Below are 15,567 nucleotides of genomic sequence, written 5' to 3' on the forward strand. Positions count from 1 at the left end.
CTTCCGTATTTGCGTAGCAAACAGGTGCAGAGAAAGTTACTTCTGCATTTTCTTGGGGTTATGCCCTTCCGCATTTGCGGAGCAAACAGGACATGTAGCTCGCGAAGCCAGAGCTACTTCACTTCACTCGTAGTGGAGCGGGTCCCCACCGCATTCGCGAAGCGAACAGGGAGGACGATAAGCGCTCCTAGCACGAAACGTTCCTCACAGATAAGCACCCCATCCTCTCACTCCGCCAAAGAGTTTCGGGTGTCCAGAGGGCAGAGCCCTTGGGGCCCTCCTGAAAGCTTCCCTTGGGAAGCTCACTTCGGAAGCATATGCTTGGAAGGGAGGGTGGGGTGGGATCGAAGGTTATGACGAGCAGCTCTCACATTCATCAATCGTCAACGCCCGGCTACGTACATAGTAAGTTGTTTTCATGCCGGAACTCCAAGCATGAAGATGCAGCGATAGGAAATCGGTCGCTTTAATGTCAGGACGAACGTACAGATTGAAGCTTTGGCCTTGATCCACATGACGTTGGCGAGCAGCGGCCATGTTGATGGACCAATGTTGGTCTAGGTTAAACGCTGTTTTATAGAACCAGATCGTCTTATCAGATAGATCCGGTGCTGGGTTAGCAATCTTATACGTTGTTTTCTCTTCATAAGATAGCAATTCATACAATGGATCGATGCTGGCTGTGGAGCCGGCGATAATGGAAGTGGAACCATTAGGTGCAATAGCGAACATCCAAGCGTTCCGTACACCATTCTGTTGCACCTCTTGTTGCAGTTCCTGCCACTGTGAAGTCGTTACGTACTTACCTTCACGTTGGCCATCTGTGTAGCCACGTTGTGTAAAGTACTGACCACTTTCCCAATCAGAGCCCTTAAACTTCGGATACTGACCTTTTTCCTTGGAAAGTTCCATACTTGAACGAACGAGCAGGTAGTTGATTTTCTCATAAAGATTATCATTATAAGTGACAGCCTCATCGGATTCCCAACGAATACCTTCGAGAGCTAATAGATGATGAAGTCCGAAAGTTCCTAAGCCGATGGCACGATATTGACTATTCGTATATTGAGCTTGAAGCACTTCAATATTGTTAATATCGATGACATTATCAAGCATCCGTACTTGAATAGGAACGAGTCGATCTAGCACACCCGCTGGAACAGCGCGAGCCAAGTGGATGGAGTTTAAGTTACACACGACGAAATCACCAGGAATTTTCGAGATGATGATTCTTGTTTGTCCGTCCTTCGTAACGAGTTCTTCCTTTTCTACAACGGTTGCCGATTGGTTCTGCATAATTTCCGTACACAGGTTAGAGGAATAGACCATACCATGTGCACTATTCGGGTTAGCCCGGTTGACTGTATCACGGTAGAACATATATGGCGTACCTGTCTCAAGCTGCGACTTCATAACACGCTTCATAATATCGATCGCTGGAACGGTAATACGAGACAACACAGGATGATCAACGGCTTCGGCATATTTATCACTGAAGGAACCTTGACCAAGCGTTTCGTCATAGAAATCTTCAAGTCCAAGTGGACGACCGTTGCTATCTTTCCAGCCCATAACCTTTTTGACTTCATGAGGACAGAATAGATTCCACATCCCACGATTCTCTACAGCACTCATGAATAGGTCAGGAATACAAATGCCGTGGAATACGTCATGTGCTCTCATACGCTCGTCACCATTATTTAATTTGAGATCAAGGAACGCGAGAATATCTTTATGGAACACATCGATATAGACTGCAATGGCACCTTTACGTGTACCTAATTGGTCTACGCTAACGGCGGTATTGTTGAGCTGACGGATCCAAGGGATGACACCTGAACTCGTATTTTTATGTCCACGAATATCTGAACCACGGGCACGTACTTTGCCGAGATAGACACCGATTCCACCGCCCATTTTACTAAGACGAGCCGTATCGGTGTTAGAATCGAAGATGCCTTCCAAAGAGTCATCAACGGTGTCGATGAAGCAACTGGAGAGTTGTCCAGCAACTTTCTTGCCAGCATTAGACAACGTCGGGGTAGCTGCGGTCATATATAAATTACTCATCGCCCAATAGGACTCCTTCACAAGCTCCATGCGTCTCTCAGCAGGCTCTTTATGCATAAGGAACATAGCGATGATCATGTAACGTTCTTGTGGAAGCTCCATAATATGTCCATCGAAATCTGTCGTAAGGTAGCGCTCTGTAAGCGTTAAAAGACCGATGTAATCGAATAAAAGATCACGTTTATAATCAATGAGTTCACCAAGTTCTTGGATCTGCTCTTTCGTATAGTATTCAAGTAATTCTTCTCTATATATACCTTTGTGTACCAAATCTGTGATCAGTGGGTAAAGTGCACCATAAGGCTCATCGGCATACGATTTATAACGGCGGTGATGAGCAGCTTTTTTATATAAAGTAGTAAGTAAAGAACGAGCTGCAGCAAACTTCCAGTTAGGTTCCTCTTTCGTAACTAACTCTAATGCAGACATGGTAAAGGCGTTACTAATATCTTCTCCTGTAACTTCATCACGGCGAAGCTTGGATAATACACCGCGGATCAATTGATCCTTATTAAGCATGTCCAATCCTTCAAGAAGGCGATCAGTATAGATGGAGAGACGCTTCTCATCAAAAGCGAGCTGGCGGTTATTCGGTTTTACTACGAAATGTGGCATGAATGTCTTCCTTTCAACATGAGTATTTCAATTTGTGATATTTAAATTTACAACAGTATGGCATCGTTGTAAATCAAACTTGCCTGAATGTCTATAATACGCTGATTTGAACTCCCACGGAAGGGGAGACTGGTATTCTTTAAAGATTGTACAAAAGGACCATCGATGACGACTTGGCATTTCTGAAGCAGACGGTACTCTGCCGAATGAACGGAGGCCATGAGATCCTCATATATATAGCCGGTATAGATCCATACAGAGAAGTTAGGGAGGCTTAGTCGGACCTTATCAATGAAATCAGCCGCCTCATCAGCTGAGAAGAAAGGATCTCCCCCAGCAAGCGTCAATCCTTCAAGTAAGGGGTTATTAGCCATGTCATTGATAATTTCTTGTTGACGCTGTTCCGTAAAAGGTTCTCCGTAGTTGAAATTCCACGTTGCCGGATTGAAACAACCTGGACAGCGGTGACGGCAACCACTAAGAAAGATGACGGCCCGCAGGCCATCACCTTCGTTAATGGATTCAGGATAGTAGCCACAAATATTCATCGATGTTTGACCCGATCTCGTACCTCAGCTTGCTTAGCAGCATTAAAGCGCGTCTGATAATCACCTGTTAGGTAACCGGTCACTCGCCGTAGACGGTACATGGGTACGTCGGATTCGAGTGTTCCACACTGTGGGCACGTATCCCCGATAATACCTTCGTAATGGCAAGAACCACAACGATCAATAGGATGGTTAATGCTGAAATAGCCAATATTTTGTGATAATGCAAACTGAACTATTTTGAGAAAGGCAGTTTGATTACTACGCACATTTCCATCTAATTCAATATAAGAGATAGCTCCTGCATTGCACAATTCATGAAAAGGAGCCTCAAGCGAAATTTTACGCGCAGCTGGCAGATTATAATATACCGGTATATGAAAAGAATTAGTATAATATTCGCGGTCTGTTACACCGGGAATGGAACCGAATATTTCTCGATCCTTTTTCGTGAACTTACCCGATAGACCTTCAGCTGGTGTAGCCATCAATGTAATGTTAAGATCATACTCGTCACTCTTCCGATCACAGTAACGACGCATGGAGGAGATAAGTTCCAAAGCTTTGGCATAGACTACATCACTTTCAGCATGATGTTTACCGTACATGGCCTTCATACATTCACCTAGACCGATGAAGCCTATAGATAAGCTACCATGTTTCAAGATTTGTTCTACCTTGTCGTCAGGACCTAGTAGTTCTCCACCTTCCCAGACTCCTTCGCGCATCATAAAGTCTGAAGCTTTGGCAGGCTGACGGGCTTGGATTTTGTAACGGTGTAATAGTCCATGTAGTGCGATATCCAGGAAGTGGTTGAGATCTTGTTGGAACCCCTCCTCATTAGGCGTGATATTACCATTAACTACACCGTGTTTGATACCTAATTTAACAAGATTAATCGTATTGAAGGATAAGTTCCCTTTACCGGATAGACGATTGCGACCATGTCGATCGGCAAGAACACGAGTACGACAACCCATCGTAGCGAATTCAGTATTGGGATCTGTTGGATCATAATACTGTAAGTTGAAGGGAGCATCTATGTTGGCGAAATTAGGATATAACCGTTTGGATGAGCATTCTACGGCCTTCAAGAAAAGATCATAGTTAGCATCCCCTGGTGATTGATTGATACCACGCTTACATTTGAAGATTTGAATGGGGAAGACAGGTGTTTCGCCACTTCCAAGTCCATTCATAGTTGCACTAAGCAAGCTATCAATGATCATTTGGCCTTCAAGTGAGGTGCATGTCCCATAATTGATGCTAGTGAAGGGGATCTGACCTCCAGCACGGCTGGACATCGTATTTAGGTTATGGATTAAGCTCTCAGCAGCTTGAAGGCATTCTGTCCTAGTTTCTTGCATAGCAAAAGAATAAGAACGTGGATGAGAGTTAGGTAACGATAAGTTACCTAGATGGATGTTACACTCTTCGACCACAGAAGTCTCATTAAAGTAGTGTACCCCTTTTTGAAAATGCTTCGCAAATGACTTGGCGACATATGGAGCTAAATCATGATCCAGTTTGCTCCCGGAAACGCCGCCGTATTGAGAATTTTGCTGACATTGAAATATTATCGCAACTAATGCCATCGCAGTTGAAATGGATTGTGGTGTGCGAACACTACCACTGCCAGTGCTGAAGCCCCGTGCTAGGAGTTTGTCGAATGGAATGAAGATGCAATTCGTGCTACCCACCGCATATTGATCAAGATCATGTACATATAAATCATTGTGATCCACGGCAGCCATGAGTTGTTTGGGGATTATGTAATATCTTGCGTACCATTTAGCATATTCACTGCCGAATTTTCCTATTTTTCCTGAAAAGCTTTCGCCATTTAGATTGGCATTCTCACGTAGCATTTCCACGTTGAGACTCTCTGTAATATCGTGTCCAAGACCTGATACCTCATGTAGCATTTTCTCTTCCAAGGAGAAGCTACTTCTAGGTTCCATAAGTACCATGATTATATTCCACCTTTCCTATTTCACCGTAGGATGTATTGTGTATGTCGAACAGGCAGGTCTCCTGACTTCCCAAGCAAACGAATTCGTGCTTCATATGTAGATGAAGTTCGTTTATTCAGCAACTAGCGCCTTCCCATAAACTTATGCTCACAGTGGCAATGGCTGTGCCTATTCGACTGCGATATGCAGCTCGAATCTTGGGTTACAGTGGCGGGACCGTGATGGAATTGCACCATACTTCCCTTTTAAGATCCGGATTTGATGTAGTAGCCGAATCACCTGTTTTCACTATATTTAGTGTCGCTATATAAATCTAACTCAATATATGGTGTTTGTAAACATGTATTAATGAAATATTCTATGAAAAAAATCATGAAAACCCTGCCAAGCCTTCTATGACTTGCGTTTGGGGGAGGAATAAATATTTATGTTATCTTGTGAGTTCAAAAAGCCAGATTTTGCGAAAAAAATACGAAATAGCTACAATAGATTAAGAAGTGTAAGAGGAGGAAATAAACATGGCGATTGCAGAAGTAACAGTTATCCCGATAGGGACGCAAACAACAAGTCTAAGTGCTTACGTTGCAGATATGCAGCGAGTTCTGAAAGATCAGCAGGGAATAACGTATCAATTAACATCGATGAGTACGATTATTGAAGGGCCTCTTGAATTCGTATGGAGTGCTATTGCCGCTTTGCATGAATCACCATTTCTATCGGGGGCAGAGAGAGTCTCTACGTCTGTTAAACTGGATGATCGTCGGGATAAGACTTCCTCTAGTGCACAGAAAATACAGTCGGTTCAAGAAAAATTAAAGTAATCTCAAATCTGCCAAAGAGTGACCATTGCTTTTTGGTAGATTAGAGTTATAATCCATGTGACGCGGATTCTCATAACTGAGAATTCGCGTTTTTTTGCTAGAGTAGAAAGTATAACCTTTCTGTACCATGACAAGAAAGACGCATCTAACCCATGCTAATAACCCTTTAACTAAAGACACGGACTGGCGATTTTCATATGTGAAAACGTATCTTTTAAGAGATTAGTTAAAAGCCGTTTCGAATCTTGTTTTTTACCATTTAATAATACAAGAATATAAAAGAAGATTTTCAAAATGAATGGGGTGAAGAAGTTGAATGATAAAGATGTAAGAGTGCTTATGATTTTGGATACCTTTGACATAGGTGGAACAGAGACGCATGTTCTTTCTCTTACAAGAGAATTATTAAAACAAGGAGTGACAGTTTTTGTAGCAGGGAACTCAGGGCCTTTGGAAAGTAAATTTAGAATGCTGTCATGTGAAGTCTATAATTATACAAAAAATAAGGAAGAATTTGTTGAATGGATACGAATCAATGAAATAAACTTGATCCACGCCCATTTAGAGAAAAGTGCCAAATATGCAGTACAGTTATCTCGGAAGTTAAATATTCCGTTGATTTATACGATTCACGGAACTTACTACGAAAACTCGATATTGCTCGAGGCAATCAATAAATGCTCAATTAAACCTACTTTTATTAGTGTCAGTAAACCTGTTAAGAAGTGGTTGGAGAAGAAAGGCATATATTCGATCCATGTCCCTAATGGGATTGATATGAATGAATTTACTGTAAAGAAATCAGATCTTAAGGAAGAATTAAATATCCCTAAAAAATCTAGAGTTTTACTGTACGCTAGTAGACTGGAAGATGAGAAATATGAGATATGCAAATTGTTGTTAAAGGCATGTGATAATAAATTGTTTAAAAAGTTTCCAGATATGCATCTTCTTATTGCCGGTGACGGTATGAAGACCGAAAAAATAAAAACGCGTATTAACGAAACAATCAAATCAAATCGTATCCAGTATATAGGGAATCGATTGGATATGCCTGATTTGTATTCAATAAGTAATTATGTTGTGGGAACTGGAAGAGTTGCTTTGGAAGCCATATTTTGTGAGAGACCAGTAATAGCGATTGGTGCAGCTGGAACCTTCGGATTGGTAACATTAGATAATTTTGATAAGGCCTTGCAGTATTACTTTTGTGATCATAAAATGCTTCTTCCCTTGAACCAAGATAATATTACAAACGCTGTAAAAGATGCATTGCTTTTGGGAAACAAGAACTTACTTGGTAGCAACGTACTGAGACAACAGGCCGAACAAATATTTGAAATTTCTGTTGTATCCAATCATATATGCAAAATATATAAGAAAAGAATAAGGAAGGAGGAAGGGCTATGACTTACAATAAGTTAATGATTGTTGCACATCCGGATGATGAAACTATTTTTGGCGGAGCTCAGCTGATACAAGAAAAGGGATGGAAGGTCATTTGTGTGACAAACGGTGATAACAAGGTAAGGTGCAAGGAATTCAAAAAAGTAATGAAAGAGGTAGGTGCAGAGTATGAAATATGGCAATATGAGGATAAATGGGGCGGTGATTTTGACCAGTCTCGTTTAAAGTCAGATTTGGAAGAGATGTTAGCAAGGCAACCATTCGACAAAGTTGTAACTCATAACCTAGAGGGAGAATATGGTCACACGCAGCATCAAGTCTTATCGAAACTACTTCATGAATTAATAGACAAAAATATATATGTATTTCATACTTCAAATATAAAATTAGATGACGAGATATTAAAGAAGAAAAGAAAAATACTCAAATACTTTAAGAGTCAGGATATCAAATGGTTGAAGAAATATATTCAGTTTGAAGAAATTAAGAAAGTACGCTAAGGAAAGAATTCGCTAGAATTCACACAGAATATCTCCCCGCCTCAAGTCCAGTATTTCACTAGTCCGCGGACTAGTGCTAATATTTCCCTAATATTGTATGATAAATAAATCAGAACACTGAATTGGAGGAGTTACTTTATATGCGCGGAAAACATAGGTCAATCATGATGGTGGCAGTCGTTTCGATAATAATACTGGCTGGATGCACCAATAAATTTGAGGATTCGATCTCGGATTGGACTGAGGAATTAAAGAAAGATGGTATTCAGAAGGAGATATCTCTCACACAAGAGATAGGTTCTGCCTCAGATCTGTTGCTGGAAAATGAGGTTGGAAGCATCGAGGTAACAGCGACCACGGGTGATCAGATGACGGTGACCGCAACGTTCTCATTTCCTAACAAGTCATCACGCGAATCTAAATACCAGGAAATCCTTGATCAGGCTGAAATCTCCGTAGTTACACGTGGAGAGCAAATGGAGATTAGCACACACCCTAAGGGGAACGTGAAGATGGATATGTGGAAATGGATAAAGAAGGAATATGGGTTCTCAGATTTCAGCATCGATTATAAGGTGGAACTTCCGGATTCAGTGAATCACTTCAAGATCGAAACAAATGTGGGTCAAATTAAACTCGATCATTTGCAGGGGACCTATGATGTTCGTAATGATGTTGGCACGATTCATATCGAAGGTGCTCATATTCAAGGGAAATCTAAGATAACGTCAAATGTTGGTAGTCTTCAATTTGGGATTAATCAAATGGACAGCAAGAGTAGTCTCACAGCAAAGACGGATGTTGGGAGTATCAAGGCAACACTCGCAGAGGAACTTCAAAGTAGTTTACAAGTGAGCAGCGAGGTCGGTCGAGTAATTGGAGTACCCAAAGGAAAAAGTGATCTGAATGGCGGTGGACCATTAATATCTCTGACCTCCGATGTGGGATCTATTACGGTAGAGTAGGCGACATATATTACAAAAAGAGACCACTGGAAATAGGCATTTTTATGCCATTACCAGTGGTCTCTTTTGATTCGAAAATTTCGGGTTTTATTTTAGAATCCTTTATATTGAGGCTCTTCATTCTCTAATTGCTGCACACGCGTTTCTACCTGTTGAACGATTTGTTGCGTTTGTTCAGCCGCGTTAGTAAACGTTGTTTTTGCTTCTTGATTTTGCGTTTCTATTGCAAATTGTTCAAGACTGGCTTGAGCCCCTTTTAAAGAGGCAAGGCATGTTTTTACTTGAGCACCAACGGTCATCTAAGTTCACCTCTTTTAATTACACGTATTTTGTTATAAAGCAACGAACATAATATATCCGTCTTGAGTTAAGGCTATACTTCACATCAGAAAATAAGTTGTATTCGGTTAAAAGAGGACATTTGGGGACATCTTACTTGTATCAACCTTTGGGAGGTAAGTCCATATGCAGGATTGGATGTTAGTTACTATACGTACGATCTTAACGCTTGTCGTTCTTTTTCTTATGACGAAGCTTCTTGGGAAGAGACAAGTGTCTCAGCTGTCTCTGTTTGAATACATAACGGGAATTACGATCGGAAGCCTTGCAGCAACAATACCGATTGAAGTTGATGGAACCTGGCATTTGGGCCTCATATCGATGTTAGTGTGGGTCGCTTGTTCTTTGGGGATCGAATTTTTAACGATAAAGAGTAAAAAGGCTAGGGATATTATAGATAGTAAAGGAACAATCCTCATAAAGGACGGTAAAATTCTCGAGGATAATTTGAAGAAGGAACGACTTACTTTGGATGAATTAATGGAACAACTGAGAAGCAAGAATGTGTTCAGGGTGGCAGATGCCGAATTTGCTGTGATGGAGCCGAGTGGAGAGGTCAATGTTCTATCAGTGAAAGAAAATCAGCCCATTACACCGAGTTCACTGGGCATTACAGTAGCGCCAGAACAAGAGCCGCAAACTGTTGTCATGGACGGGAATATTATGGATGAGCCACTTGCTACCATCGGATTAAACCGCGAATGGTTAGATGTAGAGTTGGAGAAAATAGGTGTGGCAGTCGAGAATATATTTCTTGCTCAGGTTGATTCTTATGGACAGTTATTCGTGGATTTGTTCGATGATCAGATTATTGTACCCAAACCGCAGAACAAGGCAACCTTATATGCGACATTGAAGAAATGTGAAGCTGATCTAGAAATGTTCGGCCTATCGACTAACAATAAGCAGGTAAAGCAAATGTATGAGCAATGCTCAGTTGAACTAGAAAAGGTCATCGACAACGTTAGGCCAGTACTCACTCGTTAACGGCATCATGATCATTTGAATAATGGAGGTTATGCCCATGGCAAACAATAAAAAGAAAAATTTAACCCCTACGCAACAGGAATACCAGGAATTAGCTCTGAAAGTTCAACCGCGAAGACCCGTTATTAAAAATTGCATACGTGCGTTTATTGCAGGTGGAACCATTTGTCTGATCGGGCAAGCGGTTCAGGAAATGTTTGTTCATTGGGCAGGTTTTACGGAGAAAACAGCGGCAGATCCTACAGTTGCGGTCATGATTCTCATATCTGTTATATTGACCAGTTTTGGTGTATACGACAAAATCGCGCAATGGGCAGGGGCTGGTTCTGCGGTACCTGTTACAGGATTTGCGAACTCGATGGCTTCTGCAGCGATTGAGCACCGAAGTGAGGGAATTGTCTTAGGTGTGGGTGGTCAGATGTTTAAACTTGCGGGTCCAGTTATCGTATTCGGTACGGTCGCTGCTTTCGTTGTTGGAATTTTGACATGGCTATTTCAAGGTGGGGGAGGATCATAATATGTTAAAGGGACATCAAAGCTGGGTGTTTGAGAATAAGCCAGTTATTCTTGGAAAAGCGACGGTTGTGGGACCATTTGAAGGAAGAGGACCGCTGTCTAAGGATTTCGACATTGTACATGGTGATTCTATGTTGGAGGAAGAGAGTTGGGAAAAGGCTGAGAAAGTGTTGATTGAAGAAGCGGCTAAATTGGCTATTGAGAATGCCGGATTAACGAAGGAACAAGTACAGTTTTATGTTGGTGGTGATTTGATGAATCAGATTATAAGTAGCAGCTTTGCGGCACGAACATTATCGATTCCTTACTTGGGTGTGTTCGGTGCTTGTTCCACATCCATGGAGAGTCTGGCTATCGCTTCGATGATCGTGAATTCTGGAAACGGTCAATACGCTCTTGCTGGAACTTGTAGTCATAATGCAAGCGTTGAGAAGCAGTTCCGCTACCCGACGGAATATGGATCGCAGAAACCACCAACGGCTCAATACACGGTAACGGGAGCGGGCGCCGTGATCGTATCGGCCGTCGGAGATGGACCAGTCGTTACTTCTGCAACCATTGGTAGGGTTATCGATATGGGGATCACAGATCCGTTTAATATGGGAGCGGCTATGGCTCCTGCTGCAGTAGATACGATGGAGGCACATTTCCGTGATTTGAATATTGAGCCAGGTCATTACGATCTAATCGTAACAGGCGATCTATCCAAGGTAGGCTATGAAATCGCCTGCAAATTGTTGGAGAAGCATAATATCCCAATTCACCAAACGGAGTATAAAGACTGCGGGATGATGATTTATGATTATGACACACAAATGGTTCAATCCGGAGCAAGCGGCTGCGGTTGTTCGGCAGTTGTTACCTACGGACATTTACTTAATCGTATGCGCAAAGGGGAGCTTAAGCGGATTCTCGTTGTTGCAACGGGGGCGTTACTTTCCCCGCTTAGCTTTCAACAAGGGGAGAGTATTCCTTGTATCGCTCACGCAGTATCCATCGAAGCCGGGGGGAGTATATCATGATATTTCTATGGGCATTTCTGGTTGGAGGCGCTATATGTGTGTTTGGACAAATATGTTTCGATGTGTTTAAGCTGGATCCTGCACATACGATGACCTTACTTGTGGTGATGGGCGCGGTCTTAGATGGATTGGGATGGTACGAGCCGCTAATTAGTTTTGCTGGAGCAGGAGCTTCGGTCCCGATTACGAGTTTTGGTAATGCACTGGTGCATGGAGCGCTAACGGAATTGAAGGAGGATGGAGTAATCGGTATTATAACCGGGATATTTAAAGTGACTAGTGCCGGGATATCAGCCGCGATTATATTCTCCTTCTTAGCCGCTTTATTTGTCAAACCGAAAGGATGATATCTCTTAGCCTATACATTTCTATTAACGCTGTGCTATCCGGGTCGTATAGAGTCTTCTTATCACAGCGTTTTGATAAATATGTATGTCCTAGTTCATGAGCCCTTCAATGTACAAATACTAGTGGCAATTCCGCCTGAAAAAATTGAAATGACCGAGTAGAAAAAGGTTTCCCATGAAATAAGTAGTCCCCCCATTCCAATAACTAGTCCATCAATTAGAAAAATGATGACGCCAATATTCAATGGAGTATATTTGGTCAATAGTTTGGCTATGAGATCAGTTCCCCCGGTGCTTGCCTCGTACCGAAGCATGAGACCGAGTCCGGTTCCGAGAAGGAATCCTCCGAACATAGAACTTGTGAGAGGGCCTAATTCAATATAATAAAGAAAATGGTATTGAAATGGTACCAGCAACTCTATGAGTATCGAAGAAATAAGCATACCAGATAAGCTATTATAAAAAAAAATGCGGTTTTTGACCCAAGCTATAATGAAGATGGGAATGCTACAAACGATAATAACCAGACCAGTTTTGAAACCAAACATATAATTCATAATTAGCGCAATCCCAATAAATCCGCCATCTAATACTTTGAAGGGGATGAGATAGAAGTCTGTACCGATCGCAATTAACAAACTACCAAATACAATGATTCCAAATTTTCGAAAAAATAACATAGTGGACATCTCCCTAGAAGGCATGTCTAATTTATATGTTAGTTTTTTCTAATACATGATTTGTATTAGAAAATAGTTGGTTATCACGGCACTGATTTACAATTCATCATATGTGAATAAGTACAGGCAATCACTAGCGAATCAACATCTAATGTATGAAGAGGTGATGATATGCAGAAGCGAAGCTTAGACCATGCACAGGGAATTGATATTTCGCATTGGCAGGGAATAATTAACTGGGAACAAGTTCGAGCAGAGGGTAAAGTCTTTACGTTTATTAAAGCTAGCGAGGGCACTACAGTGAAGGATAAGCAATTTCTAACGAACGTACAAAAGGCCACGGCAGCAGGCTTGTTGGTAGGGGCGTATCACTTTTCAAGAGCAGCCAGTCCAACAAGTGTGAAAGCTGAGGTTGATCATTTTCTTTCAGTGGTATCTCCCGTAATAACACATATGAAACTACCTTTGGTACTTGATATTGAAACGAAGGAAGCGGGCAGTAAAGCGAATGTCGTAAGGACGGTGCGGGCATGGGTTGAATATTTCAAACAGCGAACAGGCAAGTATCCGATGATATATACATTTCCGAACTTTATAGATACGTCATTAGACGCGTCATTCGGAGATATTAAATTGTGGTATGCCTATTATAATAGCGACGGCAGCCCAATAAATCGAGGTGGTTGGAAGGAGTGGGAATTCCTGCAGTATTCTAGTTCGGGAAAGGTTAATGGAATATCAGGCGATGTGGATATGAATGAATATCGTGGGTCCGAAAAGCAACTAAGAGACAAGTACGATCCCACAATGGTGACCCCTCCACCAATAGAAACGGATGCTAAATCACCGTTGTGGAAAGAAACGGGCCGACAATGGTTGATCGATGAATTAGGAATTTCGGAGGATTGGAAGGCAACAGATGGGATAGATATTGGCACATTGGGTACAATTCTTAGTAGAGCTATGAACAATAAAAAATAAAGTAAGTGTGGTACCTCTATCGAATGCAGAAGAGGGCCTTTTTTTTTAAACTTACTTCGTAAATTCATGACCTAAGTCGTGAGGAGTTCAAGGTGTGCATCTAGGGTGAATATATTGTATGATGAATTAATCGTACACTAAATCAGAGGTAGCTGTAACTACAAGACAGCTATGAACGTTGGAAAGGAAGTGGAGTTATGAAAGAGAATGCGACATTACTTAAAGATGCTACTAAAGTACTAGCACAAACCAGCAGAACATTTATTATACCCATTAGCCACTTAGGTGCTGGACTTCAAGAGGCTGTTACAGCGGGATACCTTAGTATGAGAGCGATTGATGAGATTGAAGATCACGAGAATCTAGCTAAAGAAGATAAAGTGTCTCTTTTGCAATCGGTTTCTTCATTGTTGAAGACGAATTATACAGATGATCAATTCACATCATTATTTGAGCCGTATAAGAAGGATCTTCCAGAAGTAAGTCTGCGGCTGACAGATTGGGTTAAGCTAGCACCTGCACAAACCAAAGAAATGATATGTCACTATACTTCCATTATGGCAGAAGGAATGGCTATATGGGCTTTGAAGAACTGGAACATTCAGAATAAAGAGGATTTAGATGACTATACTTATTATGTTGCCGGATTAGTTGGAATTATGTTATCTGATTTGTGGACCTTGTACGGAGAAAGTGACGTAAATAAGGATCAAAGTGTCGCATTTGGACGCGGATTACAATTGGTGAATATTATTAGTAATCGTTCTGAGGATTCCGAGCGTGGAGTGAACTTTCATCCTCCAGGATGGAGTTTTGATGAAATGCTAGATTATGCTCGGCAGAACTTGAAGATTGCTGACTCTTATACGAGTCGAATTAAGTTAGATCCCATATATAATTTCTGCAAAATTCCTCTTGCACTTGCCAACGGAACATTAGATGCTATCGTCGCTGGTAAGTCCAAACTTAATCGTATTTCTGTACTCAAAATCGTAAGCGGAGCGGTCAGATAACCTATTCAAGGGCGAATCGTTACACGCGTGTGTATGGGAACAAGTGAAGATAGCGTAAGAACATCACTATTAAACATTCGAATACATCCGTGGGATACTGCCTTCCCAATGGATGAAGGGTCGTTCGTCCCATGAATGCCATAGTGGGGTTTGGATAACCCCATCCATAGCACGCCGAATGGACCACCCGGATTCATTTGCTTGTTAATAATGGTGAATTCACCTTGTGGAGTTTGGGTTAGCATTTTTCCGATTCCTACGGGAAAGCCCCTAATGACACGATTAGAGTCGTCGAGTAAATACAAACTTCGATCTGAGAGATCTACAATGATTCGATTCGGCATATACCTGAACACTCCTTTGATATGAATTCGAGATCAAAAAGTCTTCCTGCTATACTTCGTGATCAAAAGATGACTCCTCTATAAGGGTATGTGATAGGTGAGTTGGATGTGAATATGTAGATAAATAAGAAAGGCGCCGATCGGCGCCTTTGGTTTAGGAGTTTCTCTTTATCTCATCTTTGCGGATGAAATAACTTCACTTTCTGCAGCTGATTGCACGCGTTATCTTATATTGCTATTGCTATAGCGAGGGATCACGCAGTTAGTTGCAAATTTGTCCTCTAAATTCACCACTATTGCTCTTTCCCACACTTTAATTGCTCAAATGCATCTAATTTCTCGGAAAACCCACTTTTTTGCGATTCTCCCGATTTTAACTGTCATCTGGACATTTAATTCTCACAAGCCAGCATATTCTGCTAATTTAGCTGTTGTTTAA

At 41.6% G+C, this 15,567-nt stretch carries 16 protein-coding genes and 1 riboswitch; of the genes, 10 read left to right on the forward strand and 6 right to left on the reverse strand.

Features of this window, described 5'->3' with window-relative positions; all coding sequences use genetic code 11:
- Positions 1-351: 351 nt before the first annotated feature.
- The 3 genes from AC1TO8_RS12815 to AC1TO8_RS12825 are packed head-to-tail and all read right to left on the reverse strand — an operon-like array spanning position 352 to position 5,203.
- Entirely contained in the window at positions 352-2,685 is a 2,334-nt protein-coding gene (locus tag AC1TO8_RS12815; protein WP_482056014.1) for a ribonucleoside-diphosphate reductase subunit alpha, read from the reverse strand.
- Positions 2,686-2,732: 47 nt separating this feature from the next.
- The gene (gene nrdG / locus AC1TO8_RS12820; protein ID WP_482056015.1) at positions 2,733-3,233 is read right to left on the reverse strand and encodes an anaerobic ribonucleoside-triphosphate reductase activating protein; all 501 of its coding nucleotides are present in this window, start codon (positions 3,231-3,233) and stop codon (positions 2,733-2,735) included.
- Positions 3,230-5,203, reverse strand: coding sequence for an anaerobic ribonucleoside triphosphate reductase (locus tag AC1TO8_RS12825; protein ID WP_482056016.1), 1,974 nt, complete (start codon positions 5,201-5,203; stop codon positions 3,230-3,232). The genes nrdG and AC1TO8_RS12825 overlap by 4 nt, the downstream gene beginning before the upstream one ends.
- Positions 5,204-5,240: 37 nt before the next feature.
- A riboswitch (cobalamin riboswitch) is annotated at positions 5,241-5,504 on the reverse strand.
- Positions 5,505-5,724: 220 nt separating this feature from the next.
- Between AC1TO8_RS12825 and AC1TO8_RS12830 the strand changes: the two genes are divergently transcribed.
- From AC1TO8_RS12830 to AC1TO8_RS12845, 4 genes are all read left to right on the forward strand, one after another.
- Positions 5,725-6,027, forward strand: coding sequence for an MTH1187 family thiamine-binding protein (locus AC1TO8_RS12830; RefSeq protein ID WP_482056017.1), 303 nt, complete (start codon positions 5,725-5,727; stop codon positions 6,025-6,027).
- Positions 6,028-6,339: 312 nt separating this feature from the next.
- A complete protein-coding gene (locus tag AC1TO8_RS12835) occupies positions 6,340-7,437 on the forward strand; it encodes a glycosyltransferase (protein ID WP_482056018.1) in 1,098 nt (365 codons plus the stop codon).
- Positions 7,434-7,934: a PIG-L family deacetylase gene (locus AC1TO8_RS12840; protein ID WP_482056019.1), complete on the forward strand. Its 501-nt coding sequence runs from the start codon at positions 7,434-7,436 to the stop codon at positions 7,932-7,934. Before AC1TO8_RS12835 ends, AC1TO8_RS12840 begins: the two co-directional genes overlap by 4 nt.
- A 140-nt stretch (positions 7,935-8,074) precedes the next feature.
- The gene (locus AC1TO8_RS12845) at positions 8,075-8,899 is read left to right on the forward strand and encodes a hypothetical protein (RefSeq protein ID WP_482056020.1); all 825 of its coding nucleotides are present in this window, start codon (positions 8,075-8,077) and stop codon (positions 8,897-8,899) included.
- Positions 8,900-8,991: 92 nt separating this feature from the next.
- On the opposite strand, the gene AC1TO8_RS12850 is transcribed toward AC1TO8_RS12845, so the two are convergent.
- The gene (locus AC1TO8_RS12850; RefSeq protein WP_482056021.1) at positions 8,992-9,198 is read right to left on the reverse strand and encodes a DUF1657 domain-containing protein; all 207 of its coding nucleotides are present in this window, start codon (positions 9,196-9,198) and stop codon (positions 8,992-8,994) included.
- Between the two features lie 166 nt (positions 9,199-9,364).
- Here AC1TO8_RS12850 and AC1TO8_RS12855 point away from each other — a divergent pair, with 166 nt between their 5' ends.
- Genes AC1TO8_RS12855 through spoVAE form a run of 4 tightly spaced genes read left to right on the forward strand, consistent with a single transcriptional unit; the run spans position 9,365 to position 12,110 of the window.
- The gene (locus tag AC1TO8_RS12855; protein ID WP_482056022.1) at positions 9,365-10,225 is read left to right on the forward strand and encodes a DUF421 domain-containing protein; all 861 of its coding nucleotides are present in this window, start codon (positions 9,365-9,367) and stop codon (positions 10,223-10,225) included.
- Between the two features lie 37 nt (positions 10,226-10,262).
- Positions 10,263-10,742: a stage V sporulation protein AC gene (gene spoVAC / locus AC1TO8_RS12860; RefSeq protein ID WP_482056023.1), complete on the forward strand. Its 480-nt coding sequence runs from the start codon at positions 10,263-10,265 to the stop codon at positions 10,740-10,742.
- Between the two features lies 1 nt (position 10,743).
- Positions 10,744-11,763 (forward strand): stage V sporulation protein AD, encoded by a 1,020-nt coding sequence (gene spoVAD / locus AC1TO8_RS12865; RefSeq protein WP_482056024.1) that lies wholly within the window; start codon positions 10,744-10,746, stop codon positions 11,761-11,763.
- Positions 11,760-12,110, forward strand: a complete 351-nt coding sequence (gene spoVAE, locus AC1TO8_RS12870; protein WP_482056025.1) for a stage V sporulation protein AE — start codon at positions 11,760-11,762, stop codon at positions 12,108-12,110. The genes spoVAD and spoVAE overlap by 4 nt, the downstream gene beginning before the upstream one ends.
- Positions 12,111-12,205: 95 nt before the next feature.
- Here spoVAE and AC1TO8_RS12875 read toward each other — a convergent pair whose 3' ends face one another.
- Complete coding sequence (locus tag AC1TO8_RS12875) at positions 12,206-12,790, reverse strand: YitT family protein (protein WP_482056026.1); 585 nt, start codon at positions 12,788-12,790, stop codon at positions 12,206-12,208.
- Between the two features lie 171 nt (positions 12,791-12,961).
- Here AC1TO8_RS12875 and AC1TO8_RS12880 point away from each other — a divergent pair, with 171 nt between their 5' ends.
- Entirely contained in the window at positions 12,962-13,771 is an 810-nt protein-coding gene (locus AC1TO8_RS12880) for a glycoside hydrolase family 25 protein (RefSeq protein WP_482056027.1), read from the forward strand.
- 197 nt (positions 13,772-13,968) lie between these two features.
- On the forward strand, positions 13,969-14,784 hold the full coding sequence (locus AC1TO8_RS12885) for a squalene/phytoene synthase family protein (protein ID WP_482056028.1): 816 nt from the start codon (positions 13,969-13,971) through the stop codon (positions 14,782-14,784).
- Positions 14,785-14,789: 5 nt separating this feature from the next.
- Here the strand turns inward: AC1TO8_RS12885 and AC1TO8_RS12890 are convergent, their stop codons facing one another.
- A complete protein-coding gene (locus AC1TO8_RS12890; RefSeq protein WP_482056029.1) occupies positions 14,790-15,128 on the reverse strand; it encodes a L,D-transpeptidase in 339 nt (112 codons plus the stop codon).
- Positions 15,129-15,567: the final 439 nt, after the last annotated feature.

It is taken from the genome of Paenibacillus sp. Y859, from assembly GCF_056786405.1.